The following is a 26,316-nucleotide window of genomic DNA, read 5'->3' on the forward strand; positions in this document are numbered from 1 at the left end:
CGCTGAAGTGACCGCATTGTGAGCGGCGCACCATCAGGCTCCGCTATAAGGGATGAGTGCGCCTTTGCCTGGTCCGGTCTTCTGCAGCCGGCGAAAATCTGGGGAAGATCAGTCTCTGAAAAGAACGGATGCAGAAAACCCTGCGACCACCCCGCTCCCGAGCATGAAGAGAACAGAAGTCCCCTCGGTCGAAACACCGGAAATGCCAGAGGCTATGCACCCCCAAAACGATATCGTGAGCAATTGCAAGAATGCCTTCCGCGAGGTGCGGTTTGTTATCTGCAAACCGCCGGGCTTTTCCGGCGGGTGGAATCTGAGGCGAAATTTGCGCGCTGAAAAGATGGCCGCCATGATGATCATTGCGAACCACCCCCGCCCGCGCGCGAGGTAGTCTGTCCGTTGCTCAGGTGCGGTGTAAGGCTCGATCAGCCGCAGGCATAGGATACAAGACGCAAAAACGAAAGTCGCGCTGGCCAGCGTCCAGAAAAACGCGACTAGCGAGTATTCGAATCCCCTCGGCAGATACATGCTCAGATGCTTGGCTGCAAACCATGCCGCCACAAGCGCTAGGATGACGGCGGCAAGAAATCCCAGATCAAGTATCATTCACGTCCTGCCCACTTTCCGCGGGGGCTCTATCGGCAGGTAGAACCTGCGCCGAAACGCCAGCAGCGAATAGAGCCGCCCCTTCGGCAATACCCGCCCCCAATATTTCGCCCCAGGCCACGCCGCCATGAAGGCGGGCATGACGGCGGATGCGAAACCCAGATCATCTGTCATCACGTCCCGCCCATTTTGAATTTTACAGCCGCCATCATCCAGCTCAGCGATCGGGCTGCGACCAGCTCTTGCAATCGTCATGGCAATATTCAGGAAACGCCGCGATGTTGCTGGCGAGCGTGGGGTATAGCCTGACGTAAGTGACATCCATCAAGGTGCCGACAGTGATCTCGAAAGTCCCTGCCGGCAGACTGTCCTCATAGGCCGCAGCATCGGGGAAAGCGGCATCCGACGGGCGCGGCAACTGAACGAAGCTGATCGACCACAAGCTCGGATTATCGTCGAGCAGATAGCCGGAGAACCGCTTGCCGGCCTCCGTCGATCCCAGGTCGTGAATGGCCTTGATCATGTCGATATTGGCATTCTTGGTCTTCAGTTCGACAACCGTCGGTGCGCCATTGCCGGAGGCCCGCACAGCCTTGAGCGTCTCCCAATATCCTTTCGAACGCTGTGGGAAAAACTCGGCGAAATAAGCCTTGCCGTTGAGCATATGGATTTGGAACTTGCCGACCCGGCCATAGCGCGTGACCTCGTCGAAGCAGGCAGCTTTTATGGTTCCGTTATCGCAGGCGTACCATCCCTGCTGGGACAGGATACTCACGGCCTTGTCACCCATCCTGACGCCGAAGAGGAATTCCGGACGCCCATGATCGTCAGCACCGGCCGCATCGGAAACGACCGACACAAGAGACAAAAATAGCCCGATACCGGCCGCAATCAGCCTTTGCCCCAGACATCCCGAGAACATATTTCCCTCCGTTGCGGCTCGCGCCCCGCCCGTCTTTGCCGCCCCGTCCGCAAATGCGGCCGCCTCTTTCCACATCTGTTGACGCTCAACCATTGAGCTCGCTGAGCGCACCGAGATAACCAAGCCCCGTCGCCGCAAGGCAGGCGAAGGTTCCGCCCATAAGGCCCGCATGCGCATCCCGGCCCCCGCCCTTGACGTCACGAACGATGAAAAATGCGATCAGGGAGAACAGAAGGATCGCAAGCGCCGTGCCGATGATTCCGCCGATGAAATAGCCGGTCCCGCCTGAGCGATCCGGCACCTGCTCGCCGATCGCGAGGCTCGTCCACAGGCCGCCGAGGAAGGCGAGCACCGCGAGCAATACGATGCTGTTTTTCAGCCCATCAGCCATATGTGCGTTCGCGTGATGTTTTGAGGCGGATAGAACCGGTCCCGATAGCGATAGGCAGCAACAGCGCCGACGAGCGCCACGATCACGACCGCATAGATCCCGCCGGTGAGATAGGACACGAACGGTGCGTTGGAATGCGTCGGGTCCATCAGCCACAGACACATAGCCGAAAAGAGATATGCGAAGGGAGCGCCGATCAGCGCATAGACGAAAACCCGCCATGCCTGCCGCCCACCTTCGGGAAGCATCTGGCTCCAGTGCATCGCCCCCAACCATGCTGCAATCAACGCAGCTCCGACAACCACAGGCATCGATAGCCCTCCCCAATTTCCGATAGAATCGTCCCGCCCGTGCAGCCTCATTCCTGACGGAGGCAAGCCACGGATATAACGCCGGATTTGACGCAAACTCACGGAAACGACGCCGGCAGGACGCCGGCGCTGAAAATATCATTATTCAATCTGCGGATGAAAATCCAGAGGGGCGCTTCAGCCTCATTCGCCATCGGCATCCCTCCCTCGATTTATAAAACAACCCTTCCGCATCTACCCTTGTCTCTCGGCCGAACGGGAGACAAAGCATGGACATCACGTCGGATTATGACGCTTGGTCGCGCAAACGACGCGAACAAAGCGCTGCCGCCGCCAGCAGCATTATTCAATCCTTGGATGAAAATCCAGGTGAGGCTGCAGATAACCTTAATTTCGCGCGTGAGTATGCGGATGTTACGAATTGCCCTGCGCCACCATTGCCGCTGGTCGCAGAATATCGCGACTTCTTTCAAAGGCGCATCGATGAAGCGCGCAACAAGGAGATCCTCTCTGCTTCACCACGTCTGGCCCGCTGGCTAAGCGAAAACGCCACTGCGACGGCATTGGCGAAGGATGATCTTCACAACCTGTCCTCCCTGGAGAGCCTGGCGCAAAAGGCTTCGTCGCCGCAACCTACCCCCCCGCCCGCTGTTCCACCAGCGGCGGCGATTTCGCCCTCTGCAGGACCGACAGCAACTTCACCTGCGAGCCCTGCCACGCCATCAAACGCGCCCGCAACTCCAGCAGTGGAATCCACTGCCACAGCTACGCAATACATCGTTCCAACCGGCCCCGCAGGATCTACGGCCATCGCACCGCCAGATATTCCGGCACAGCCCGTCGCTCCCGCCGTGGCCAACGCGCCTGCAGATTCCCAAGCGTCTCTCACCGAAGATCAAGGAAGAAAAAGAAGCGCTCATCGACAAGATCCTCGCTGCAGCAAACGCTCATCTTGATGAGATTCCCGCGCTGGAAGAGGAAATCCGGACACAGTCCTGGTTCGATGCAGGGACAGGTCAGCTTGCTCTGGACGCCGTGCGCGCGCAAAAGACGACGGCGGATGAAGTCAGAACGATGCTGGGATCCCGGTACGGTCTGGCAACGCCTGAGAAGGCCTGGGCAAGAGTAGAGTCTTTCGGCCGAGACGTTGCCGATGGTGCTACCACCGGGACGGATCGACTCTGGAAAGATGCAAAGTCTCTCGGAGAGGGCATTGCCGACGAAGCTACCACCGAGGCAGGTCGGCTCTGGGAAGAGGCAAAATCCTTCGGACAGGGCGTTGCCGACGAAGCCACCACCGAGGCAGGTCGGCTCTGGGAAGAAACAAAGTCTTTTGGACAAGGCGTTGCCGACGGAGCCGCTACCGGGGCGGACCGGATTTGGGAAGAAGCAAAATCCTTCGGACAGGGCGTTGCCGATGGAGCCACTACTGGGGCGGACCGGATCTGGGAAGAAGCAAAATCCTTCGGACAGGGCGTTGCCGATGGAGCCACTACTGGGGCGGACCGGATCTGGGAAGAAGCAAAATCCTTCGGACAGGGCGTTGCCGATGGTGCTGCTACCGCCACGGATCCGATCCTGGACGACATCGCATGGCTTATCGGCAAGGCCGAATCGCCGGAACGAGACGCTTTGGTCGAGGAGGTCATCCGTGCAGGTTCACTGAAATCCGATCAGGAACTGTACGAGTTACGTCAAAACCTCTGGAAGCAAACCTGGTTCAACCCGACCACCGCCATGTCGGTTTTGTCCGGTATCCTTGATAGAAGCACGACCCCAGAAGATGCCAGGGCCCAGCTTGGGGGCGGCTTGACCCGCGAGCAGGTTCGGGAAAGGCTCGACGCAATTCTTCAGAATGGCGCGGAATTTTTTAAGGGCACTGCAAGCACTGCGGTTACCGAGACCGGCCGCATCATCGAAGGCACGGGACAGCTTCTCAGCAGCCCCCTGTCAAAGGAAGAGCAGGCCCTGGTTGACGGGATCGCCGGCGCGCGCAACCTCAAGCCTGATGAGCTTGCTCTCCTGAAGCAGCAAATTCTTGAGCACGGTCTTTTTGTACATCCGCGAACGGCGAACGCGATTTTGCAGGGCGTCCTGGAGGGGAAGATAACACCCGATCAGGCCAGAGAGCGACTGAGCCCCCTGTTTTCCGATGTTTTCAAGGGTATCCAGAGCTATGGTGAGCAGCTTGGGGATTATGGCAAGACGCTTTTCCCCGCTGCGCCCGGTTATGAGAACAGCTTCGGTCGACAACTCGGCGAGATGGTCGGGTCCAACTTGCCTGGCATCACGGCCACTCTCGCGCTTGGCCCCGAGTTTGGTCTTGCAGTGGAAATGTTGCGAGGCGCCGGAGACGGTGCTGCCGCCGCCAGAGAAGCGGGAAAGCCCGAGGACGAGCAAACCACTGCGGCCATGCTCTACAGTATGACCGCGCTAAGCGACAAGATTCCAGCCGGAAAGCTGGCAGCACCACTCATCGAACGCCTGACCCAAAATCCGCTCCTGCAACAGTTTCTCAAGCAGGCCATCCAGGAAGGCGCAGCGCAGACGTTTCAGCAATTGCTACAAAATTTCATTAAACGGCAATGGCTGGACAAAAACCAAGAGGTGCTCGACAAACTCTTGGACACCTCTAAAGCGGGTGCAGGTCTCGGTTTGCTCAAGACGCTGCTGGATATCCTCATCCATATCCGCGGTTCGGCCCGCGCATCGGCCCTCGTCGGCATGCTTCAGCCTGATGGGGCGGAATTGGCGCGCCAGACCATCGGTGAAATCTCCCTCTATGCGCAAGCTTCCAAAACCCGCACACGCTCAGGCGACAACTTCTACGATTTTGTATCAACAGCCACAGCAGGCACGCTGGCCGATAAGCTTTCCGTACCGGCCGATGCCTTCGTTCGGCACTTCGTCGCAGCCGACGTTGATCCGCATGAGCTTGCCGACAGCCATGGCATGACGCGCCACGCTCTCGATATGGCGCAGGCGACTGGCGGCGACATCCGCATCCCGACAGCCACCTATGCCACCTATTTCGCGGGCTCGAAGCATGATCCATTCCTGATGGACAATATGCGCTTTCAACCGGGCGCTCTGACCGCCGCCGAGGCCAAGGTCTTCCGCGAGCAGGGCGACGCTCATAGCCAAGCCGCCAATTCAGAGGCGAAGCGCCTTCTCGCTTATGCCCTCACCAATCATGCCGCCGAACGGCGTGTCTACCATCAGGTTGCTTCGCGTGCCCGTGCGGCCGGACGTCCCGAGGAGACGGCGGCGCGCTACGCCATGACCTATCCGGCTCTCTATTCCACAATGGCAGCCTCAGATGGCCTCAGCCTCGACGAATATCTGAACCGCTACCCGCTGTCCTGACCGGCAAGCGATTTCCCGAGGAATTCACTTTGAAAAATTTGACAGATCGTTCCGCCGATACCGCGACTTCGCCCGCTCAGCAACCGATTGATAATCCAGCAACGGAAGCCGATAGCTCAGCATCAGCCACGTCGCCACATCTGTTCCAACGCCCGACTTTCACACCGGATAGTCCAATCCGACTTCCAAACGGCGCCGAAACCATCCTCGACATTTTCCGCAAGACGGACCTCGCCGCGATGTTGGACGGAGCAAGCCGCCATTTCCTCGATATCATGCACGATATGGCCAACCACGGCGTTCGCCCCGCGGGTGAAAGTTTCGCCCATCTCGAAAGCTGGTGGCGCGAGAACGCCCGTGCCGGTGCCACCGATAGCACCCGCACCAAGCCCGGCGTCAAGATCACCGCAAAAGATGTAGCCTCCGCACTCAAACAAGCCACCACGGGCGACTTGGTCAAAGACATCTCCATCGATGCCGGCATGCGATCCCGCTTTGCGCGTGCCGCCGAAACCTATCTGATCGAAGGCAAGGCGCCCTCACCTGAGATGCGCGGCGTGTTCGAACAGTTCCGCGACTGGCTGCTCTCGATCTATCGCCGGCTCGTCGCCCTCAATGTTTCCCTCGCGCCCGACATCGCCGCCATCTTCTTCCGCCTGCTCGCCTGCGACACCGCAATCGAGATGGCCCAACAGGATACCGGTGGCGATGAGCCCGTCTTTGCCAATGCCGAGACCGCGGGCCTGACGCAGGCGCAGTATAACCGACTGCTGAAGCTGCGCGCCCAGGCCGCGCGGGAGGCGAAAGCGCAGCTGCTGCGCCAGATGATGGAGCCCGTGCGGCGCGAGGGGCAGAAGAGCTATCAGGCGGAAAAGGCTGCCGTGCGCACCGAGGTGGAACGGGAGATCAACGCCACCGGCCTCTACCGCGCCATCGAATGGATGGCGAACCGCCGCTGGCTGGATGATGAAGCCCCCGCACCTTCCGGTGACATCCGTTTCGACAAACCCGCCCTCGTGGCGCGATACGGCCCCGCCATCCTCGAAGCCCTGCCGCGGGGTGAGCATCCCCTCTACGTTGATGAAGGCGGCCTCGATCCCGATATCGTCGCCGATCTCTTCGACCTCGGCTCCGGCGACGAGATGGTCGCTGCCATGGCGCTGGCGCCGAGCCGCGAGGATGCGATTGCCTTCGAAGTCGAACGCCTGATGCTTCAACGACACGGCGATATGCTGATCGATGGCTCGGCCGAGGAGCGGGCGATCGCGGCCGTGCACAATGACAAGCGGGCGCAGTGGCTGGCGGCCGAGCTGAAGGCCATCGTCGAAGTCGCCGGCAGTGGCGAAGGCCTGACGGTCGGCGAAGCCGAGGCCTATGCGCTGTCGGCGACCGCGGGCATGGAGGTCGGCGATGCCATGGCCGGCGCGCGCTTCCTTGCGGCCGGGCGGCGCACTGGCATGGAAGCTGCCCGGCTGGGCAATGAGCTGGCGCAGGATGAAAGCTGGCGTGACAGGGCGCGCAGGGGGATCGCCGCCGCCGGCACTAGCGATGCTGAGACCACCCCTCACCCCGAACAGAATGAACGTATCGGCAAGCTGATCACGGCCAAACGCCGGCAGCTTCTCAATCACGCGATCTATGTCGAAAGTCTGAAAATTATCCGCGAGGTGGAAACCTTCGAGGCCGATGCCGAGCATCTCGCGAGCGGCACGACGCGCGAAAAGCTTGCGGAAGCCAGCCGCCGCGATGATGGCCGCATCGACTATCTCGGCGCGATCGACGCGCTGCTCGATCGCTATGGGCTCGCTGGTCCGACAGGAAGCCAGACTGCCGCTCAGGACGACCCGCGCACCGCCGTGAGAAACTATACCCTGGCCATGAAGGCAGCAGGCCGGGAAAACGAGCTGGCCATTGCCGATAGCGTGCTGATCACTTCCGGACGCCAGTCCTACAAGGAGATCACGCTCGAGCGCTTCCGCGCTGTCATGGCCGCGCTGAAAAATCTGGAACATGCCGCAGAGCGCGCCGGCAGGCTGATCGATACCGATGGCGAGACGGATTTCGACGAGACCGTCGCCGCCCTGCTTGACGCCGTCGGCAAGGCAGCGCCACCGGCCGCCGGCATCCGCCCTCACCTCGACCCTGCCCTTGCTGCCGACGCCCTGCTGCAGCAGATCGGCGGCGGCGCGGCTGGCGCCGCCTATCAGGCCATCAAGGCGCCGCTCGATGCCGCCGCAGGGCGGCTTGCGCTCAGCAGACAGAAAGCCGCCGCCGATCTGCAGGCGCTCTATGATGTCTATTCGGCCGAGGAGCGGCGCGAGATGGCGCAGGCCCGCTATCTTCCGGCGCTCGGCCGGTCCCTGTCGAAATGGGATTCCATCGCCATTGCGCTCAACGCCGGCAATGAGGCCAACCGCCGGCGCCTGACGGATGCCCGCATCGAGGGCGCGCTGGATGAAGCCGGGCTCGGCGGTGTGCTCGCCTCACTCGACGAACGCGATGCGGGTTTCGTGCGATCCGTCTGGGATTTTCTGGCCAGCTTCCAGCCCGATATCGCCGCGCGCGAAAAGCGCCTGACCGGCATCGAGCCGCAATGGGTGCAGCCCGTGCCCGTCATCATCGCCGGCAAGGCGCTGAAAGGCGGCTATTACCCACTGGCCTATGATGCCACGGAGACGGCGCCAGATCTGCCGCAAGCGCTGCTATCAGGCCGTCTCGCCAAGTCCCAGACCGAGGCCAGCCATGGCCGGTCCCGCACCGATCTCATAGGCCGCCCGCTCGATCTCGATATCGCCGTGCTGCACCGGCATGTCAATCACCTGCTCTACGACCTGGAATTCAGCGAGCCGCTTTCGAATGTCAGTCGCCTGCTTGATAATGTCAGCCTTCAGATGGCCCTCGAAGACATCGGCCGCGAAGCCGATCTTGAGACCTTGCAAGCCTGGCTGAAGGAAACGGCCGCCGGCGAGCTGCGCTCCGCAGACAGCATCGGCCGCATGGCTCGCCTGGCGAAGAAGAACGTCACCGCCGTCAGCCTGGCCAATGATCTCGCGGCAGCACTTTCAAGCCGCTACCGGCTTGCCGAAATAATCGCCGCGTCAGGTAGGAGCGATTACGTGGCCGCTCTGCAGAATACCTTCCGCCCCGGCATCATCAGGCAAGTCGTCAGCCACTCGCCCCTCATGGCCGGTCGCCAACTTTTTTCGGATGCCCGAACGGCGTGGGAAACGATGGCCGGCTGGCTCACGGAGACGCTGCGATACCATCTCATCGAGATACCGGTGTGGCTCGCACACTATGACAAGGGCCTGCGCCAATTCGGCGGAGATGAAGCGCGCGCCATTACCCATGCCGATGCGTACATGCAGCATGCGATATTAGGCCCGTTCCCGGCACATGCCGGAGCAAGCGAAACCCTGCGGCTCTTCACGGCTCTCGGCTCGCATCTCGCCGCGAAGTTCAAGGCCGCCGCCGAAGCCACCGATGCGGATGCAGCACAAACCACGCAGCAGGGCCTTTCTCTCGCCATGGATCTGACCGCACTTGCCATGGCGGACACCGTGTTTACTACGGTGATGGGCGGGCGGCATGGCGACGCCACATGGCCGGTCTTCCTGGCCCAGCACACCGGCTATTCCGTCATGGCCGCCCTGCCCGCGATCCGCGACGGGGAAAACCCGCCTGTCGGCTCCGACAGCGATGCAAAGGCGCTGGCAAATGCCATCAGCTCACCATCAGGCGACCTCAACATCGACCACCGGCACATAACCGAGATCATCGCCGCCACCGGTCTTGTGGCAGAGTCACCCGCTGATGAAATCCTCCGCAAGATCGATGCCGGTCTCGCGCAGATCGCCCGGCCGTGATTTTCGATTTCAACCGTTCACCCCCTATCCATGATGCCAAACGAGGAATGGCATCATGGACGAAACGACCCGCAACGAACTTGAGAAGCTCCACGGCAGGATCAACGATTTGAAGGAGCGTGTCGTCTCGCTGGAGGCGCAGCAGCCGCATATCAATGCCGCCCTGCTGCGTATCGAAGGCAGCGTAGAGAAGCTTGCAAACCGCATCGGCAAGGCACTCTGGGCCATCGTCGCCATCATGCTGACGCCGCTGGCCGGGTTGTTGATCAAGGCGATCGCCTCCGGCGCGCTCGCCCGCTTTCTCTAAGCAATTCCAGCAAAAGTGCGTAGCGGTTTTGTGTCAGAAATTTTGGGGAAAACAAAGAGATAAAGCATTTCTCTAATTCAAACTCTCTGAGTTCACCCCGACAACTCTCCCCAGGCCATCCTGCCGCTCCATCACAACAAGGGCAGCAGACATGACCCTCGTCTTCATCCGCATTCTCCTGCGTTACCTCGCCGCCATCCTCGTCACCCGTGGGCTGATCGCCCCCGATCTCGGCGAAATGATCTCGCGTGATCCCGATGTCGCTATGGCCCTTCAGGTCGCCTCCGGCGTGCTCATCGCCGCCATTGCCGAAGGCTGGTATTATCTGGCGCACCGCTGCGGATGGGCGAAATGAAGTGGCTGAGCGACCTGCTGCTCGGCGGCATCATCGAGAAATTCACCGGCCCGCTGCTATCAGCCTATCAGGCAAAACTCTCGGCCGAGACCGATCAGCAGAAGCTTGCGGCCGAGGAAGTGATCAAGGGCATCGAGGCTGCCCGCGATATCGCGGTCGCGGAAGCCGCCGACCGCTGGAGCGCCACCCGCCTCGGCCGCCTGCTCATCGTCATCCCTTTCGGGCTCTGGTGGGCGGCGATCTACATGGTGCAGCTCCTCAATCCCTGGTTCGGCCTCCACCTCGTCGTCGTCGACGTGCCGCCGCGCATCAATGACATGGCGCTGGTGCTGATCCCGGCGATCGTCGTCGGCGATGCCGGAGCGCTGCTCGCGCGGCGTTTGAAGAGATAGCAAGACACCAGCTCAACCATTGCCTGCCATCATCACCCCATCAAGAGAGCGACGGGTTGGGGGCCGAATTCCTCCGGTGACCTTGCGAAACGCCTTCGGCCGGAGCCAGGCGCTCTCTTGATGCCAGCCTTCTGCTACCAGAAGCGCCACCACGGATGCTTTGCAGTTGATGAAGCCGGTGCGATGGCCGCTATGGGTTCGCCATCCGGGCCATAGAACTCCCCGTCGTCTCCCTGCACTCTGGCGCCGAGGTGTTCGGCGATCGACCACATCTTGCGGCGAATTTCGGGATCGGGGTTCTTGGCGTCGATGTTATCGCTCCCGCTCCAGGCAAGCCAGCACAGATCGTTTCCACGCTCTCCGCCGGAATAGGCTGTCCAGACGCAGAGGCCTTTCTGTTCGACGCGGAGAACCTTGCCACCATTCAAGGCAGTTTCGGCAAAACCATCGTGCCGCAGCTCGGGGTCGCCCTCCACATAGGCAAGCCAGTCCTCAAGCGAAAAGCCCGGGTTAGGGTCAAACCAGTTCTCTTTGCGGGTAATATGAAGATCATACCCCATTTGCCTCACCCTCCACGGGAATTCATATCCTGGGCCGACCCTACGTTCGGCACATAAACAAAAGGTTGCGTATGACGAGCTGTTAGGGCCGACTGCGCGGGCTCGCAGCGACGGATTCGGGAAATTCAGGCATGACGGAAGAAACCTGTAACGAGATCACCCTTGTCTCCGCCGAGGAACGGCCCGATCTCATCCCCGCGTTCGACGAACTCGGTGCAGCCGTCTGGCCGAAATTCATCGGCGGCGACGCTGCTGTCATCAAATACTGGAACAGTCTGTTCTCTGACGGCCTGCGCCGCCATCAGTTCCTGGCCGTCGGCAGGGACAGCCAGGGAAACGAGCAGGTTGTTGCTACATCGAACAGCATCCCCTTCCTCTGGCCCGAACCTGAAGACGACGCCTCCCTGCCCGGTGCCGGATGGGATGCCGTTCTCGCCCGTGGCGTAGAGGCGCTTACGTCGGGTCAAAAACCCAATACCCTCTCAGCCCTCGCCATCGTCGTCTCGCCCGCCATGCGCGGTTCGGATCTCGCCGAACGGCTGATCGCCAACATGAAGGCGGATGCCAGACATTACGGCTTTCAGGCCCTCGTCGCCCCCGTGCGCCCCACGAAGAAGGCCGCCTATCCCCTGACATCCTTCGAGAACTACATCGCCTGGACGACCCCGGCAGGCGCGCCCTTCGATCCCTGGGTGCGCAAGCATTGGCAGCTCGGCGCCCGCCTCGTCAAAATCGCTCCGAACTCGATGCGGGTCGAGGCGCCGCTGTCGCAATGGAGCGAATGGAGCGGTCTGCGCTTTCCCGTTTCCGGGCCGTACCATCTGGAGGGCGGTCTGACGCCGCTGATTGCGGATTGTGAGAGCGGGCTCGGGCTTTATAAGGAGCCGAATGTCTGGATGCGGCATAGGCTGGAGGATGATTTGAAGGTCTGATTGCTGGAGCTGAGACTGAAGATCCGCGGATAGAACCCTTGTGCCACGTAGCCCCCTCGTCCACCCTTCGGGCAACTCTCCCCGATGGGAGAAGGGGAAGCCGCGCCGTCTCAGGATAGTCTCAAGGACATCGTATGCCACCTCTCCTTCGCCGCTCGGGGGTCCGAAGGACGGGTCGAGACCCGTGGCTCGACCCCGGTCAGGGGGCCCGAAGGGTCGGATGAGGGGGCTCCGGGCCCCAGCCTCTCCTCTTTCTGCCTGCCAAGACTACCGAGTCCTCCTTCCATCCTCTCCTCCGCCACACTCCCAAGATTTTTCCACGATCCATCCCATCAACGAAAACCTATTTCGCTAAAGCCCCATCGAAGCAAATGTCTTCGGGTTCAAACTTCATAAAATTTATAGATTATATCTCATTCATGCATCAGGAGGATATCCGTGCCCAAGACCGCTTCCAATCCCATCGAGCTCGGCACCCGTGCTGCAGACTTCATTCTGCCTGACGCCAAGGGTGTGCTTCACAAGCTCTCCGATTTTGACGGCACGCCGGCGCTGCTCGTCGCCTTCATTTCCAACCGTTGCCCCTTCGTGCAGCTGATCCGCAATGATCTGGCCGCTTTCGCCAGGGAATACGAAGCCAGGGGCCTGCGCGTCATCGCCATCAACAGCAACGATTCGGAAGCACACCCGGAAGAAAGCCTTGCGGCCGTCGGCCAGGAAGCCGAAGCGATCGGCTACACCTTCCCCTATCTGAAGGACGAGGCGCAGGCGGTGGCGAAAGCCTATGGCGCGGCCTGCACACCTGATCTTTTCCTCTTCGATGGCGCGCGCAAGCTCGCCTATCACGGCCAGTTCGATGATGCCCGCCCGGGCAATGGCAAGTCCGTCACCGGCAAGGATCTGCGCGCCGCCGCAGACGCGGTTCTCGCCGGCGCCAGGCCCGCAGCCGAACAGACCGCATCGATCGGCTGCAACATCAAGTGGACCGCGGGCAACGAACCCTCCTGGTTCTCCAACGCTGCCTGATATCAGTCGCGGCAGCTACTCCCTCTGCCGCGCTCTTTCCCATGATCCAGAGATTTCCTGATGTCGCTGAAGCGTAAAGACTTGGCGGGCAGCGGCCCGTTGCATCTGCAGACGGACGTGCTGGTCCTCGGCGGCGGGCCGGCCGGCGCGTGGGCGGCATTGTCGGCTGCGCAGAATGGCGCCCGCGTCATCCTCGCCGACAAGGGCTATCTCGGCACGAGCGGCGCGACCGCCCCGTCGAACACCGGCACGTGGCTGGTGCCGCCGGGCGAAAACCGTGCCCAGGTCGTCGAGCGCCGCTGGCAGCGCACCGCCAATCTCGCCGACCAGCGCTGGATGCTGCGCACCGTCGACCAGGCCTATGAAAACCTGCTGAAGCTTGCCGAATGGGGCTATCCCTTCCCCGACGACGAGGATGGCAAGCTCTATATCGCCAATCTGCGCGGCCCTGACTACATGGCGTTCATGCGCCGCCGGGTGCTGAAAGCCGGCATCACCGTCCTCGATCACCACCCTGCCCTCGAACTCTATTTCGATGGAGAAGCCGTCACGGGTGCCGCAGGCATCGACCGCCAGCGCGACCGCGACTGGCGCGTGGATGCCGGCGCCGTCGTGCTGGCGACAGGCGGCTGCGCCTTCCATGAGCGCATCCTCGGTGCTGCGGCGCTCACCGGCGACGGCCACCTGATGGCGGCGGAAGCCGGCGCCAGTCTCTCTGGCATGGAATTTACCGGCAAATATACGCTCGCCCCCTATGGCTCCTCGCTGAACAAGGGCCTGCCCTTCCGCTGGGCCTCCTTCTTCCGCGAGGATGGCACGCCGATCCTCGATAGCGACGGCAACCACCTGCAGAACGGCATCGGCGAGCGCGAAAAGGAAATCGCGAAAGCCATGATCGAGGCCCCCGTCTATGCAGTGCTCGATCAGGCCGAACCCGCCCTGCAGGACTGGCTGCGCCGCGGCCAGCCGAACTGTTTCGTGCCCTATGATCGCTCGCCGGTCGATCCTTTCGCCCAAATGTTCCGCGTCACCTTCCGCGCCGAAGGCACCGTGCGCGGCACCGGCGGCATCCGCATTGCCACATCAGATTGCGGCACCGATGTGCAGGGCCTTTATGTCGCCGGCGATGCCGCAAGCCGCGAGCCCTTGGCGGGCGCCACATCAGGCGGCGGCGGCCCGAATTCTTCCTGGGCCATCGCCAGCGGCTGGTGGTCCGGCCAGGGTGCGGCGGGTCATGCCAAACGCCGCGGCGACAAGGCCTTCCGCGCCAATTCCAGCCCGCTCGGCCAGGCGGGTCTGCGCCCCGGCGGCACTTCGAAATCCTCACTGACGCCGAAGGATGTCATCGACAGCGTGCGCGCCGAAGTCACACCGCTGGAGAAGAACTATTTCCGCGAAGGCACCCGCCTGCAGGCGAGTCAGGACAAGCTCGACACACTCTGGGCCGATGTCAAAAACCACCTGTCCGGCGCCGGCCTCGACAGGCTGAAGGCACGCGAGGCAGCCTCCATTGCCGCCCACGGCCGCTGGTCGCTCGCTTCGGCGCTGGCCCGCAAGGAAAGTCGCGGCATGCACCGCCGCTCGGATTTCAAGGGTAATGACCCGACCTTCGCCCATTCCATCACCGTGCGCGGCGTCGATGACATCGTGGTCTCTTCCGCACCCGAGGCCCGACAGGAGATCGCATCATGATCGAAGTCGTCTCCGAAAGCCGCTGCGTGGAATGCGATATCTGCGTGAAGGTCTGCCCTGCCAATGTCTTCGACGCCACCGACGGCGTTCCCGTCATCGCCCGCCAGGATGACTGCCAGACCTGCTTCCTCTGCGAAATCTACTGTCCGACCGACGCGCTCTATGTCGCCGAGCGCGCCGACGGTCCCCTCGCCATCACTGAAGAAGAGGTCGAGGAACGCAATCTCTTCGGCAGCTATTCCCGCGCACTCGGCTGGCAGCGCGGCAAACCGGGCGGATCGCAACTCGACCCCACCCACCGCATCCGCGTCGCGCAAGTCTGAATTGGAGAAGCCCATGGACCGCATCACCGTCACCGATGTCCGCAAGACCTTCCAGCTGAAGCCCGGCCAGACGGTTCAGATCGATGGACGCCCTTCGGACCGCGTCACCGTCTTGAACGGTATCGATCTCACCATCCGCAAAGGCGAATTCATCACCCTCGTCGGCCCGAGCGGCAGCGGCAAATCCGTGCTGCTCGACATTATCGGCGGCCTCACCGAAGCCTCTAACGGCATCGTCCGGATCGATGGCAAGCACATCGTCAAGCCGGACCCGAAGACCGGTTACGTCTTCCAGCAATATGCGCTGTTTCCCTGGCGTACCGCTCTTGCCAATATCGAATATGCGCTTGAAGTCCACGGCGTTCCCAAGCGCGAGCGCACGGAGAAGGCTCGCTACTTCCTCTCCCTCTTCGGCCTCTCCGGCTTCGAGGATCGTTTCCCCAACCAGCTCTCCGGCGGCATGCAGCAGCGCGTGGCGATTGCCCGGGCGCTCGCGACCGACCCCGAAGTCCTGCTGATGGACGAGCCCTTCGCCGCACTCGATGCCCAGACCCGCGAGATCCTGCAGACCGAGCTTCTGCGCATCTGGGAAAAGATCAACACGACTGTCGTCTTCGTCACCCACTCGATCGACGAGGCGATCTACCTCGCCGACCGCATCGTCGTCATGACGGCGCGCCCCGGCACGGTGAAGGAAATCATCGATATCGACCTGCCGCGCCCGCGCGATGGCGACATCAGAGCAAGTGCCGAGTTCAACGCCCATCGCGGCCGCGTCTGGGAAGCGCTGCGCGACGAAGTGAACAAGGCGCAGAAAGACTGGGCGCTTTCACCCGCCTACGCCCACTGAAACCGGGAGAACTCTCATGGCATATGTAACCGACAAGACCATCCTCGGCGCCGAGCTGTCTCCCGCCCGTCCGAAGCGCACCACCCCGCGCGCCAAGCGCCGCATCGAATTCGGCGCCGCGAGCTATGGCCTGCCGCTCATGGTCGTCTTCTTCGGCCTCTGGGAAATCGCGCCGCGTCTCGGCTGGCTGAACCGCATCTTCTTCCCGCCGCTGAGCGAAGTGCTGGTGGCCTGGTACGCGATGCTACTCGACGGCACACTCTCGGCCAATATCGGCATCAGCCTGCAGCGCGCCGCCATCGGCTTCCTTCTCGCCGTCGTCATTGCCGTGCCGCTCGGCTTCCTGATGGGGCGTTATACGCTGTTCGAAAAGGTCTCCGACCTCTTGGTGCAGACGCTGCGCAACACCTCGCAATTTGCCCTTCTGCCGGTCTTCATCCTGCTGCTCGGCATCGGCGAGGCTTCGAAGATCGCCATCTGCTTCTATTCCTCGATCTTCTTCCTGCTGATCAACACGATTTCGGGCGTCAAATCCGTCGATCCGCTGCTGTTGAAAGCCGCCCGCTCCATGGGCACGTCCGATCTCGACATGTTCCGCAAGGTCATCCTGCCGGCCAGCATTCCCTCCATCGTCTCGGGCATGCGTCTTGCCGTCAAATCCTCGATCTTCGCCGTCATCGGCGCCGAAATGCTCGCCGCTAAATCCGGCCTCGGATTCCTGATCCAGCAATCGCAGCTGATGATGGAAACGGCCGATATGTATGCCGGCATCATCACCATGACCGCGATCGGCCTGCTCGTGAACTACCTGCTCGTCTGGTTCGAGCGCTGGGCGACCGCCTGGAAGGGCAATTCCGAAATCTCTCACAACTGAATGCAATACCGTTTCTGAAGGGGACACCACATGACAAGCTTCAACCCATCCATCCTGCGCCGCACGCTGCTATCAGGCCTTGCGGCGCTTGCGCTCGGCAGCGCAGCACTCGCGACACCGGCCCTTGCCGAAGACAAGCCCGATGTCATCCGCATCGGCAGCACGGCTCCCGGCCATCTGAAATTCATCCTCGAGCGCCATAGCGGCTCACTCGCCAAGGAATTCGAAAAGGACGGCATCAAGGTCGAATTCATCGCCTTCACCAATGGCGGCTCGGAAGCCACCACAGCGCTTGCCACCGGTGCTGTCGAATTCATTTATACCGGCAACAATCCGGCGCTGCGCGTCGCCGCAGCCGGTGCGGATGTGAAGGCGATCGGCCTCTCCAGCTTCGTCAAGGAAAATGGCTCGGCGATCATCGTCAAGACGGACTCGCCGATCAAGTCGCTGGCGGACCTGAAGGGCAAGAAGGTCGCCTATCTCACCGGCACCGTGCGCCACTCCACCTTCGCCAAGGCGCTGAAATCAGCTGGCCTGTCGCTCACCGATGTCGAATCCCTGAACCTCGCCTTCGACGCGTCAGGCCCGGCGCTGGTGCGCGGTGATGTCGATGCCGTCGTCGAAAGCGGCGATGTCGCCGCCAAGCTCGTCGACACCGGTGAGGCCCGCGTCATCCTCGATGCCTCCTCGCATCCGGAATGGTCCGCCCCCTTCCTGATCTCTGCCAATGGCGAATTCGTCAAAAAATACCCTGATCTCGTCAAGCGCCTCTTGAAGGTCGATATCGAAACCGCCCGCTGGGCCGATGCCCACCCGGAAGAAACGATCAAGATCTTCGTCGACGAAACCAAGTCCTCGGAAAAGTCCGTCCGCAAGACCTACAAGGACAACGTCTTCTACCAGGACCCGAAGATCACGCCTGAGGCGCTCGCCTCGCTGAAAAGCGAAGAGCAGTTCATGGCCGACGCCAAGCTGCTCAAGGGCTCCGTCGACTACGACAAGTGGATCGACACCAGCTTCCTCGACGCCGCCTATAAGGAAGTCGACGCCAAGAAGTCGAACTGATCTCCGGGCAGAACCCGCAAACGTTTCCTCGCCATCTGTGTTGTTGGCGGGGAGAAAATTGGCGCCTTTCGCAATATGTCTGGCGTCGTCTGCAAATGATCTGGCATGATGCGCCGATTACCTTGCGTTCTATGCAAGAGCAAAAAGGTGCATCATGAACAGCAAATCCCGACCCACGGCCCTGGTCACCGGCGCGTCATCCGGCATGGGGAAAACCATCGCCGGACGTCTGATCGCTGATGGCTATCTGGTCTATGTCGCCGCCCGCAACGTCGAGAAGATGGCCGATCTGGCAGAGCTTGGCGCAATCCCGCTGCAGATGGATATTTCGAAGGACGAGGACATCGTTGCCGCCGTCAGGGCCATCACCGAGAGATCTGGTGGCGTCGATGTGCTGGTCAACAATGCCGGCTTCGGTCTCTACGGCCCTGTCGAGGAGATCCCGCTCGATGAGGCGCGTTATCAGTTCGAGGTGAACGTCTTCGGCCCCGCGCGCCTGACCCAGCTTCTGCTTCCGGCTATGCGGGCGCGCGGCGCAGGCACCATCGTCAACATCACCTCGATGGGCGGCAAGATCTATACAGTGCTCGGCGCCTGGTATCACGCCACCAAGCATGCGCTGGAAGGCTGGTCCGACAGCCTGCGGCTCGAGCTCGAACCCTTCGGTATCCGCGTCGTCGTGATCGAGCCGGGACTTATCGAAACAGGCTTTGGCGACGCCGCTTCCCGGGGCATCCTGGAACGGTCCGGCACCGGCCCTTACGGGAAGCTCGCGCAAAGCGTGGCCGCCTCCATCGACAGGAGCTATGGCCGGGGCCAGGGAACCGATCCCAAGGTCATCGCCGATGTCGTCGGTGATGCCGTCCGGTCGGCCCGGCCCAAAACCCGCTATGCAGCGGGCAAATACGCAAAGATGATGATCTGGGTGCGCAAGTGGCTGGGCGACCGCGCCTTCGACCGGCTGATCAAGAGCCAGATGTGAAGGTCGCCGTAGAGGATGCAATGATGACCGGGAATGCGGGCGACAGATGCAGGCTGCCGCAGGCCTTCTGGCGGGCGGCGGACCGTATGGGCCTGCCCGCCCCGGCTCTGCTGCGTCAGGCAAGGCTGCCGGCGACACTGCATATCGCGCCGGAGACATGGCTGTCCACCGCGCAGTATTTCGCGCTGTGGCGTGCGGTCGAAACGCTGTCGCAAGACCCCGCCATCGGCCTGCGCATGACCATCGAGACCGATACTTCCGTGCATCCGCCTGCCACGATGTCGGCCTTCTTCGCCCGGGATTACCGCGATGGGCTGCACCGGCTGGCGCGGTTCAAACGGCTGTGCACCCCGGAGGAACTGACCGCAGCCGAAACCGGGAGCGAATGCCGGGTCGCGGTGCGCTGGCTTCATACCGATGAAGCCGAGCCGGATGCGGCAGCCGACGTGACCTTTGCGGCGATCCTTGAACTCGGGCGGCGCGGAACGGGGCGGCATCTCATGCCCATCCGGGTCGAGATGACCCGAACCGGGCCAGTGAGCGAAGCACATCGATCCTACTTTGATGCACCTGTTCGTACCGGCTGCGCGCAGAACGTGCTGGTGCTGGATCGTGCCGATCTGGACCTGCCGTTCTCAGGACATAACCCCGAACTGCTTGCGATCCTCGATCCCTCTCTTGCTGCATCGCTTGGCGAGATCGAAGCACGATCCTCGCTCCCCGATCAGGTGAAGATCCTGATCAAGCGCCGCATCGCCAGCGGCAAACCCGATATTGCCGATGTGGCCCGCGAAATGGGCATGAGCGAGCGGACCCTTCAGCGCCGCATCACAGAACAGGGCACGAGCTATCGCGGCCTGCTGGACGAAGCACGGCGGGAACTCGGCCGCCGTTTGCTGTCCGACGGGCAGAACGGCATCGAGGAGATCGCATTCCTGCTGGGCTTTCAGGATACCAGTTCGTTCTATCGGGCCTTCCGCGTATGGGAAGGGCTTACCCCGGCAGAATGGAGAGACCTTCACTGAAACGGTTTGTCCAGCGCCGCCCCATGCTCTCGATTCAGCGTATATCAGCAACCGCCCAAAAGCCTGCTTTGTTGATCGCCGAAATTCCGCGCGTCTCCCTGAGCCCGATTTCACGTCGGTCCGAATACAGTGGCGACAGCGTTTCCGGACAGGAACAATGAGCAGTTGAGTGCATTCCCTCATCGACCCAAGGAGGGACCCATGTCACCCAAAACCGTAAAAACAGCTGCATCCGCAACCGCGACGATCCACGATCAGCGCCTTCACAGGGGGGCCGGCGGCGAGCTCCATCAGATCGCCGAGGATGGCGCAGACGTCTTGACGACGTCGCAGGGCGCACCCGTTGCAGACGATCAGAACACGCTGAGGGTCGGCCCGCGCGGCCCGGCCCTGATCGAGGATTTCCATTTCCGCGAAAAGATATTCCATTTCGACCACGAGCGCATTCCGGAGCGGGTGGTCCATGCCCGCGGTTATGGCGCGCATGGTTTCTTCGAGACCTATGCCCCCCTGTCGAAATATACGAGGGCTGATCTTTTCCAGCGCGCCGGCGAGAAGACGCCGGCCTTCGTGCGCTTCTCCACTGTCGCCGGCAGCAAGGGTTCCTTCGATCTCGCGCGCGACGTGCGCGGTTTTGCCGTAAAGATCTACACCCAGGAGGGAAACTGGGATCTGGTCGGAAACAATATTCCGGTCTTTTTCATTCAGGATGCCATCAAGTTTCCGGATATTATCCATTCGGTCAAACCTGAACCGGACCGCGGCTTTCCCCAGGCGCAGTCGGCCCACGACAATTTCTGGGACTTCATCTCGCTGACCCCGGAAAGCATGCACATGATCATGTGGGTGATGTCCGACCGCGCGATCCCGCGATCATTCCGCTTCATGGAAGGTTTCGGCGTGCATACCTTCCGCTTCGTCAACGAGAAGGACGTATCCACTTTCGTCAAATTCCACTGGAAGCCCAAGCTCGGGCTGCAGTCGGTGGTCTGGAACGAAGCCGTCAAGATCAATGGCGCCGATCCCGATTTCCATCGGCGCGATCTTTGGCAGGCGATCCAATCGGGCAACTTCCCGGAATGGGAACTCTGCGTGCAGCTTTTCGATCAGAAATTCGCAGACGAGTTCGATTTCGACGTGCTCGACCCCACCAAGATCATTCCCGAGGAGATCCTGCCCGTCCAGCCGATCGGCCGGCTGGTGCTCGACCGCATGCCGGACAACTTTTTCGCGGAAACCGAACAGGTCGCCTTCATGACCCAGAACGTCCCGCCCGGCATCGATTTCAGCAATGATCCGCTGCTCCAGGGACGCAACTTCTCCTATCTCGATACGCAGCTGAAGCGCCTCGGCGGACCGAACTTCACGCATCTGCCGATCAATGCACCGAAGTGTCCCTTCCACCATTTCCAGCAGGACGGGCACATGGCGATGCGCAACCCGGTCGGCCGGATCAACTACGAACCGAATTCCTCGGGCGAAGGCCCGCGTGAATCGCCGGCCAGGGGCTTCCGCACCTTCCCGTCGGAGGAAACGGGGCAGAAGGTGCGCCTGCGTCCCGAAAGCTTTGCCGACCATTACAGCCAGGCGCGCCAGTTCTATATCAGCCAGACGCCGCCCGAGCAGCGTCACATCGCCGCCGCCCTGACCTTTGAGCTCAGCAAGGTCGAAAACCCCGTCATCCGCGAGCGGATGGTATCGCATCTGCTGAACATCGACGAGACGCTGGCTGCGAAGGTGGCAGCAGCGCTCGGCATTGCCGACATGCCGAAGCCGGCGGACGCGGCCATGCCGACCCGCCAGGATCTGGAGCCTTCAGCCGCACTCAGCATCATCGAGCGCGGACCCAAACGGTTCGAGGGCCGCAAACTCGGATTGCTGGTGACTGATGGATCGGACGCGGGTCTCATTGGAGCCATTACCGGCGCAATTACCGGGGAAAAGGGCGTGGTCGAGATCATTGCGCCCAAGATCGGAGGCGTGACCCTGTCGGACGGCTCGTTCCTTGAAGCCCAGCAGATGATCGATGGCGGACCATCCGTTCTCTATGATGCGGTCGCCGTTCTCGCCGCAGAAGACGCGATGCCCGACCTCCTCAAGGAATCCACCGCCCGCGATTTCGTCGCCGATGCATTCGCCCATTGCAAGTTCATTGGCTACGCAGCCCCTGTCCTGGCGCTCATGCGGAAGGCAGGCATCGAGGATCTCGATGAAGGCACGGTCGAGATCGGCTCGGCCAAGGACATCGAGGCATTTGTCGCTGAACTTGGAAAACTGCGGGTCTGGGCGCGAGAGCCCTCCGTCAAGATCCGCTAAACGCATCCGTGCCGCGGGCCTGCCCCGCGGCACCAATTCCTGCTTTTAAGCCTCTCAACCGGAAGCCTTATCCGAAAGGCCGACAGCTACATGTATTTACGCCGATATTACTGTTGCGTACTTTCGTGTTGCATACAAAGCGCCTAAACTTCAGCCCACACTAAAATGCCATCCGGGGGGAAGTCAGGCATGAGAGACCGATTGAACAGGATGAGGCAGTGTGGACGCCGCCTGACCGCGACCGTTGCGGCGGCATCGGCGGCCACGCAATCTGCGTCAGCAGCCGATGACGCAGCGACGCGGGCCTATCACACCGCCCTCACCGACCATGTACCCGGCTTCATCACCGGACCCGGCCAGACCGACTATCTCTTCATCGCCGTCATTGTGCTGATCCTGGTAATGATCCTCGCCATCGGCAATTTCTACTTCCAGCTCCATGCCGTTCCCGAGCGCATCGCGCACCGGGCCAACAAGGCGCAGCTGGAGATCGTCGCCGTGCTGGCACTGATCTCGCTCTTCACCCACAATCACCTCTACTGGATCATCGGCCTGCTGCTGGCGATGATCCGAATTCCGGATTTTTCGACACCGCTCTATTCGATCGCCCGGTCGATTGCGAGGCTCGCAAGCCGCCATCCCGAGGCCGGTGTTGCCCCGGCTGCTCCGCCAGCCTCAAATCATGCTGCCCCGGTTGCAGCAGACCCGTCGCCCCCAGCCAATTCTCCCACGGCCACTGCGCCCGTTTCCGGTGCACCGATCGCTCCCGCGCCATCCGCCACGCATCCGCACATCGTCCAGCCGGTCATCAAGTCCGGTGCACAGGGAGAAGGTATCTGACCATGCTTGAACTGATGCTGTGCTCGATGCTGACCATCCTCCCGGATTATCTCTACCGCCGCTATGTGCAGGATAAGCGCATCGGCCGCGAGATCACCCTCTACAGCATGTGGTACGAACTGCGCTGGGGCATTTCCGCCTGTCTGCTGCTCACCATCTCGCTGATCACCATGATCTTCTATTTCCACCCCTCGACGAAGAGCGTCACCGCCGTCTTCCGCACAGTTACCATCCTGCCGGAATCCATGGGCCGGGTCGATGAGGTCTATGTCGGCGTAAACCAGAAGGTCGCGGCTGGCGCACCGCTCTTCCGCCTCGACGACTCCGCCCAGAAGGCCGCCCTTGATGTGGCGCACAAGCAGATTGCCGAAGTCGAGGCTCAGAGCAGGGTGGCCGAGAGCGAGCTTGCCAGCGCCGACGGCATGATCCGGCAGGCTGAAGGCGCCCTGCAGGTCTCGATCGACGAGTTGCAGATGAAGACCCAGCTTCTGAAGAACGATGCGGTTGCCCGCCGCGAGGTGGACCGGCTGACCAATACCGTGGAAAGCCAGCGGGGCATGGTCAGTGCCGCCTATGCCAACAAGGAAACGCTGCAGACCAAGCTCAACGTGCTCCTGCCGGCGCAGAAGGCCAGTGCCGGGGCAGCACTCAACCAGGCCCAGGTGGAACTGGACAAGACGGTCGTCAAGGCCGGCATCAACGGCACCGTCCAGCAGTTTACGCTGCGCAAGGGCGATGTGCTGAACACCATGCTGCGCCCGGCGGGCATCCTCGTGCCCGAAGAAGCCGGCCGCGGCACGCTGGTTGCCGGCTTCGGGCAGATCGAGGCGCAGGTCATGAGGCCCGGCATGGTGGCCGAAGCCACCTGCGTTGGCAAACCCTTCGCCATCATCCCGCTCGTCGTCACCGAGGTGCAGGATGTGATCGCCGCCGGCCAGCTGCGCCCCACCGACCAGCTCGTCGATGTCACGCAACTGTCAAGCCCCGGCACGCTGACCGTTTTCCTGCAGCCCCTCTTCCCCGGCGGCCTCGACGGCGTGCCGCCCGGCGGCAGCTGCATCGCCAACGCCTATACCAACAACCACGAAGCGCTCGCCGACCCCAATATCGGCACCTTCAAATCGATTGGCCTGCATGTCATCGATACGGTCGGCGTGGTGCACGCCATGATCCTGCGCATGCAGGCCATGTTGCTGCCGGTCCAGACGCTGGTGCTGACGGGGCACTGAGGGCATTTGTCGAGGCAAGCACTGACTCCTCTCCAGCATGCCTGTCCGAGCATGACGATTGAGCGCGTGGCAACCCGGCCACGTGCCACCTTGCGAAGCGCCCTCCAACCCCTCACCTATGCAACAGAACTTGCCTCACTCCACAGGCTTCCCATGAACCCCGCAGCCGACGACTTTTCCCAGGCGCTTGCCCTTATACCCGAGGGCTACAGCGAAGGTAGCTTCGAAGCCGGCCGCTGGGGCGCCACCGTCAAGCGCTCGCCGGATGGCAAGCGCATCTGGCTCTATGCCGAAGATCTCGGCGGCAGCGATGTCGTCAGCTTCAACCTCTACCTGCTGGAGGCAAGCGGCAGCAGCCTGAAACCCTGCGAGATGTCGTCCGCCAAGGTGGTCGCCTTCGTGCTCGGCTACCGGCCGGACAAGCAGGGTCACCCCAGGCTGCCCGCGAAACGCTCCGCCAGCCGCTGACGCTGAAAGCCCTCGATGACGAAATCGACGAACACCCGGGTCTTGAGCGGCAGCAGTGTCCTGTTGGCGTAATAGACGGAGATCGGGCCGATATCGACATACCAGGAGGGCACCAGCCGGATCAGCTCGCCGCTGTCGAGATGGGCAAGCGCATCTGGCTTGGAGAGCAGCGTGACGCCCAGCCCGAGAAGGGCGGCCTTCCGCATGGCGGCGGGATCGTTGACGACGATCCCCGGCGTGAGATCGACAGGCTGCACCTCTCCCGCAGCGTTACGCATCTGCCGTTGCGGAATGCGCCCGGTATTGATCGATTTCATGACGATGCCGTCGAGCCCCGCAAGTCCGGCCGGATCGGCCGGCAGCACGCGGCCATTGATATACGCAGGTGACGCCACCGCCACGAGATGGGCCGGCGCCAGCACCCGCGCCACCACGCCCGAGGCAAGCTCGAAGCCGCCTCCAACAGCCGCGTCATAACCTTCGCCGACCAAATCCACCTGCCGGTTCTCGAACATCCATTCCGGCCGCACCAGCGGGTAACGCTTCATGAAGTCGGGCAGCATGGGCAGCACATATTCTATGCCGAAGGCCGGGCTGAGGCTGACTTTCAGGATGCCGGCCGGCTCCGCCTGCTCGTTGGAGATTTCGGCTATCGCCCCCTGGAGCCCCTCGAGATGGTCGCGCATGGCGATGAGAAAGCGCTCGCCTGCCTCCGTCAGCGTCAGGCTGCGCGTGCTGCGATGAAAGAGCCGGAGCTTCAGATTGACTTCGAGTGCCGCGACATTGCGGCTGACCGCCGCCGGCGTCAGGCCAAGGCGCCGCGCCGCCGCCGAAAAGCCGCCGAGTTCAGCGCTGCGCACGAAGGATTCCAGGTTAGCCAGGCTTTCCATCAACCACGACCTTCAAGAGACACTTGAAACTGATACCATCCATTTCGGCCTAATCAAAGAGGAATGGCAGCGCGATATTGGCTCTATCGAAACGACATTCAGAAAGGAAACTTGCCATGTCCATCGGTATCATCGGCGCCGGCAATATCGGCTCCGCCTTCGCCCGCGCTCTCGCCCGTAACGGTATCTCCGCCACCATCGCCAACAGCCGCGGCCCGGAAACGCTGGCCGAGCTCACCGCAGAACTCGCCCCGCATATCACGGCCGGAACGATCGCGGAGGCTGCCGGCGCCGATATCGTCCTCATCGCCGTGCCCTGGTCGAAGCTGCCGGCGGCACTGTCCAGTCTGCCGGATTGGGCCGGCCGCATCGTCATCGATGCCAATAACCCGATCGAGGCACCCCTCTTCAAGCCGGCCGAACTCGGCGGCCGCCTGTCGAGCGAAATCGTCGCCGGCCTCGTGCCCGGCGCCCGCCTCGTCAAGGCCTTCAATCACCTCTTGGCCAACCTCGTCTCCGCCGACCCCAAGGCCGAAGGCGGCAACCGGGTGCTGTTCTATTCGGGCGACGATCAGCAAGCGAAGGCGGAAGTCGGCGCGCTCATCACCCGCCTCGGCTTTGCGGGCATCGATCTCGGCCCGCTCGCGACAGGCGGCAGCCTCACCCAGTTCCCCGGCGGCCCGCTGCCGGCAATCAACTTCGTCAAGTTCGGTTGAGGGTGGAGCACC

At 61.9% G+C, this 26,316-nt stretch carries 26 protein-coding genes and 1 pseudogene; 20 read left to right on the forward strand and 7 right to left on the reverse strand.

What is annotated here, in order from left to right:
* Positions 1–108: 108 nt before the first annotated feature.
* The 5 genes from AC1DNW_RS13845 to AC1DNW_RS13865 form a co-directional block, all read right to left on the reverse strand.
* Complete coding sequence (locus tag AC1DNW_RS13845; protein WP_113310952.1) at positions 109–606, reverse strand: hypothetical protein; 498 nt, start codon at positions 604–606, stop codon at positions 109–111.
* A complete protein-coding gene (locus tag AC1DNW_RS13850) occupies positions 607–780 on the reverse strand; it encodes a hypothetical protein (protein ID WP_162748592.1) in 174 nt (57 codons plus the stop codon).
* A 43-nt stretch (positions 781–823) separates the two neighbouring features.
* Entirely contained in the window at positions 824–1,528 is a 705-nt protein-coding gene (locus tag AC1DNW_RS13855; protein ID WP_113310953.1) for a hypothetical protein, read from the reverse strand.
* An 85-nt stretch (positions 1,529–1,613) separates the two neighbouring features.
* On the reverse strand, positions 1,614–1,919 hold the full coding sequence (locus AC1DNW_RS13860) for a hypothetical protein (protein WP_113310954.1): 306 nt from the start codon (positions 1,917–1,919) through the stop codon (positions 1,614–1,616).
* Positions 1,904–2,230: a hypothetical protein gene (locus tag AC1DNW_RS13865; protein WP_113310955.1), complete on the reverse strand. Its 327-nt coding sequence runs from the start codon at positions 2,228–2,230 to the stop codon at positions 1,904–1,906. The genes AC1DNW_RS13860 and AC1DNW_RS13865 overlap by 16 nt, the downstream gene beginning before the upstream one ends.
* Positions 2,231–2,499: 269 nt before the next feature.
* Between AC1DNW_RS13865 and AC1DNW_RS13870 the strand changes: the two are divergent.
* The 6 genes and pseudogenes from AC1DNW_RS13870 to AC1DNW_RS13895 all read left to right on the forward strand — a co-directional run.
* Positions 2,500–2,793: pseudogene (locus AC1DNW_RS13870) on the forward strand (hypothetical protein); the annotation flags it as partial.
* Positions 2,794–2,803: 10 nt separating this feature from the next.
* On the forward strand, positions 2,804–5,596 hold the full coding sequence (locus tag AC1DNW_RS13875; RefSeq protein ID WP_477853239.1) for a hypothetical protein: 2,793 nt from the start codon (positions 2,804–2,806) through the stop codon (positions 5,594–5,596).
* A 239-nt stretch (positions 5,597–5,835) separates the two neighbouring features.
* Positions 5,836–9,462: a hypothetical protein gene (locus tag AC1DNW_RS13880; protein ID WP_162748595.1), complete on the forward strand. Its 3,627-nt coding sequence runs from the start codon at positions 5,836–5,838 to the stop codon at positions 9,460–9,462.
* A 55-nt stretch (positions 9,463–9,517) separates the two neighbouring features.
* On the forward strand, positions 9,518–9,769 hold the full coding sequence (locus AC1DNW_RS13885) for a hypothetical protein (RefSeq protein WP_113310958.1): 252 nt from the start codon (positions 9,518–9,520) through the stop codon (positions 9,767–9,769).
* Positions 9,770–9,920: 151 nt separating this feature from the next.
* A complete protein-coding gene (locus tag AC1DNW_RS13890; protein WP_113310959.1) occupies positions 9,921–10,124 on the forward strand; it encodes a hypothetical protein in 204 nt (67 codons plus the stop codon).
* Positions 10,121–10,516 carry a hypothetical protein gene (locus tag AC1DNW_RS13895; protein WP_113310960.1) on the forward strand — a complete coding sequence of 132 codons (396 nt, stop codon included), beginning with the start codon at positions 10,121–10,123 and terminating at the stop codon, positions 10,514–10,516. Before AC1DNW_RS13890 ends, AC1DNW_RS13895 begins: the two co-directional genes overlap by 4 nt.
* A gap of 134 nt (positions 10,517–10,650) precedes the next feature.
* Here AC1DNW_RS13895 and AC1DNW_RS13900 read toward each other — a convergent pair whose 3' ends face one another.
* The gene (locus AC1DNW_RS13900) at positions 10,651–11,076 is read right to left on the reverse strand and encodes a hypothetical protein (RefSeq protein WP_113310961.1); all 426 of its coding nucleotides are present in this window, start codon (positions 11,074–11,076) and stop codon (positions 10,651–10,653) included.
* A gap of 131 nt (positions 11,077–11,207) precedes the next feature.
* Here AC1DNW_RS13900 and AC1DNW_RS13905 point away from each other — a divergent pair, with 131 nt between their 5' ends.
* From AC1DNW_RS13905 to AC1DNW_RS13965, 13 genes are all read left to right on the forward strand, one after another.
* Entirely contained in the window at positions 11,208–12,008 is an 801-nt protein-coding gene (locus AC1DNW_RS13905) for a hypothetical protein (RefSeq protein ID WP_113310962.1), read from the forward strand.
* A 438-nt stretch (positions 12,009–12,446) separates the two neighbouring features.
* Positions 12,447–13,034, forward strand: coding sequence for a thioredoxin family protein (locus AC1DNW_RS13910; RefSeq protein WP_113310963.1), 588 nt, complete (start codon positions 12,447–12,449; stop codon positions 13,032–13,034).
* Between the two features lie 60 nt (positions 13,035–13,094).
* A complete protein-coding gene (locus AC1DNW_RS13915) occupies positions 13,095–14,726 on the forward strand; it encodes an FAD-dependent oxidoreductase (RefSeq protein WP_113310964.1) in 1,632 nt (543 codons plus the stop codon).
* Entirely contained in the window at positions 14,723–15,049 is a 327-nt protein-coding gene (locus AC1DNW_RS13920; protein ID WP_037107632.1) for a 4Fe-4S dicluster domain-containing protein, read from the forward strand. The genes AC1DNW_RS13915 and AC1DNW_RS13920 overlap by 4 nt, the downstream gene beginning before the upstream one ends.
* Positions 15,050–15,062: 13 nt before the next feature.
* Positions 15,063–15,899: an ABC transporter ATP-binding protein gene (locus tag AC1DNW_RS13925; protein ID WP_113310965.1), complete on the forward strand. Its 837-nt coding sequence runs from the start codon at positions 15,063–15,065 to the stop codon at positions 15,897–15,899.
* 16 nt (positions 15,900–15,915) lie between these two features.
* Positions 15,916–16,773, forward strand: coding sequence for an ABC transporter permease (locus tag AC1DNW_RS13930; RefSeq protein ID WP_113310966.1), 858 nt, complete (start codon positions 15,916–15,918; stop codon positions 16,771–16,773).
* Between the two features lie 30 nt (positions 16,774–16,803).
* A complete protein-coding gene (locus AC1DNW_RS13935) occupies positions 16,804–17,838 on the forward strand; it encodes an aliphatic sulfonate ABC transporter substrate-binding protein (RefSeq protein WP_113310967.1) in 1,035 nt (344 codons plus the stop codon).
* Positions 17,839–17,992: 154 nt separating this feature from the next.
* Entirely contained in the window at positions 17,993–18,820 is an 828-nt protein-coding gene (locus tag AC1DNW_RS13940) for an oxidoreductase (protein WP_113310968.1), read from the forward strand.
* An 86-nt stretch (positions 18,821–18,906) separates the two neighbouring features.
* Positions 18,907–19,845: an AraC family transcriptional regulator gene (locus AC1DNW_RS13945; protein WP_113311156.1), complete on the forward strand. Its 939-nt coding sequence runs from the start codon at positions 18,907–18,909 to the stop codon at positions 19,843–19,845.
* 201 nt (positions 19,846–20,046) lie between these two features.
* On the forward strand, positions 20,047–22,161 hold the full coding sequence (katE, locus tag AC1DNW_RS13950) for a catalase (RefSeq protein ID WP_113310969.1): 2,115 nt from the start codon (positions 20,047–20,049) through the stop codon (positions 22,159–22,161).
* 342 nt (positions 22,162–22,503) lie between these two features.
* Positions 22,504–23,001 carry a hypothetical protein gene (locus tag AC1DNW_RS13955; RefSeq protein ID WP_113297112.1) on the forward strand — a complete coding sequence of 166 codons (498 nt, stop codon included), beginning with the start codon at positions 22,504–22,506 and terminating at the stop codon, positions 22,999–23,001.
* A gap of 2 nt (positions 23,002–23,003) precedes the next feature.
* Entirely contained in the window at positions 23,004–24,230 is a 1,227-nt protein-coding gene (locus tag AC1DNW_RS13960; protein WP_477853195.1) for an HlyD family secretion protein, read from the forward strand.
* A 153-nt stretch (positions 24,231–24,383) separates the two neighbouring features.
* A complete protein-coding gene (locus tag AC1DNW_RS13965) occupies positions 24,384–24,698 on the forward strand; it encodes a hypothetical protein (protein ID WP_113310970.1) in 315 nt (104 codons plus the stop codon).
* On the opposite strand, the gene AC1DNW_RS13970 is transcribed toward AC1DNW_RS13965, so the two are convergent.
* Positions 24,659–25,588, reverse strand: a complete 930-nt coding sequence (locus AC1DNW_RS13970; RefSeq protein ID WP_113310971.1) for a LysR family transcriptional regulator — start codon at positions 25,586–25,588, stop codon at positions 24,659–24,661. The two genes, AC1DNW_RS13965 and AC1DNW_RS13970, sit on opposite strands and share 40 nt — an antisense overlap.
* Before the next feature lie 116 nt (positions 25,589–25,704).
* Here AC1DNW_RS13970 and AC1DNW_RS13975 point away from each other — a divergent pair, with 116 nt between their 5' ends.
* Positions 25,705–26,304: an NAD(P)-binding domain-containing protein gene (locus AC1DNW_RS13975; RefSeq protein ID WP_113310972.1), complete on the forward strand. Its 600-nt coding sequence runs from the start codon at positions 25,705–25,707 to the stop codon at positions 26,302–26,304.
* Positions 26,305–26,316 lie beyond the last annotated feature (12 nt).

The organism is Rhizobium sp. 05L429, assembly GCF_056397645.1.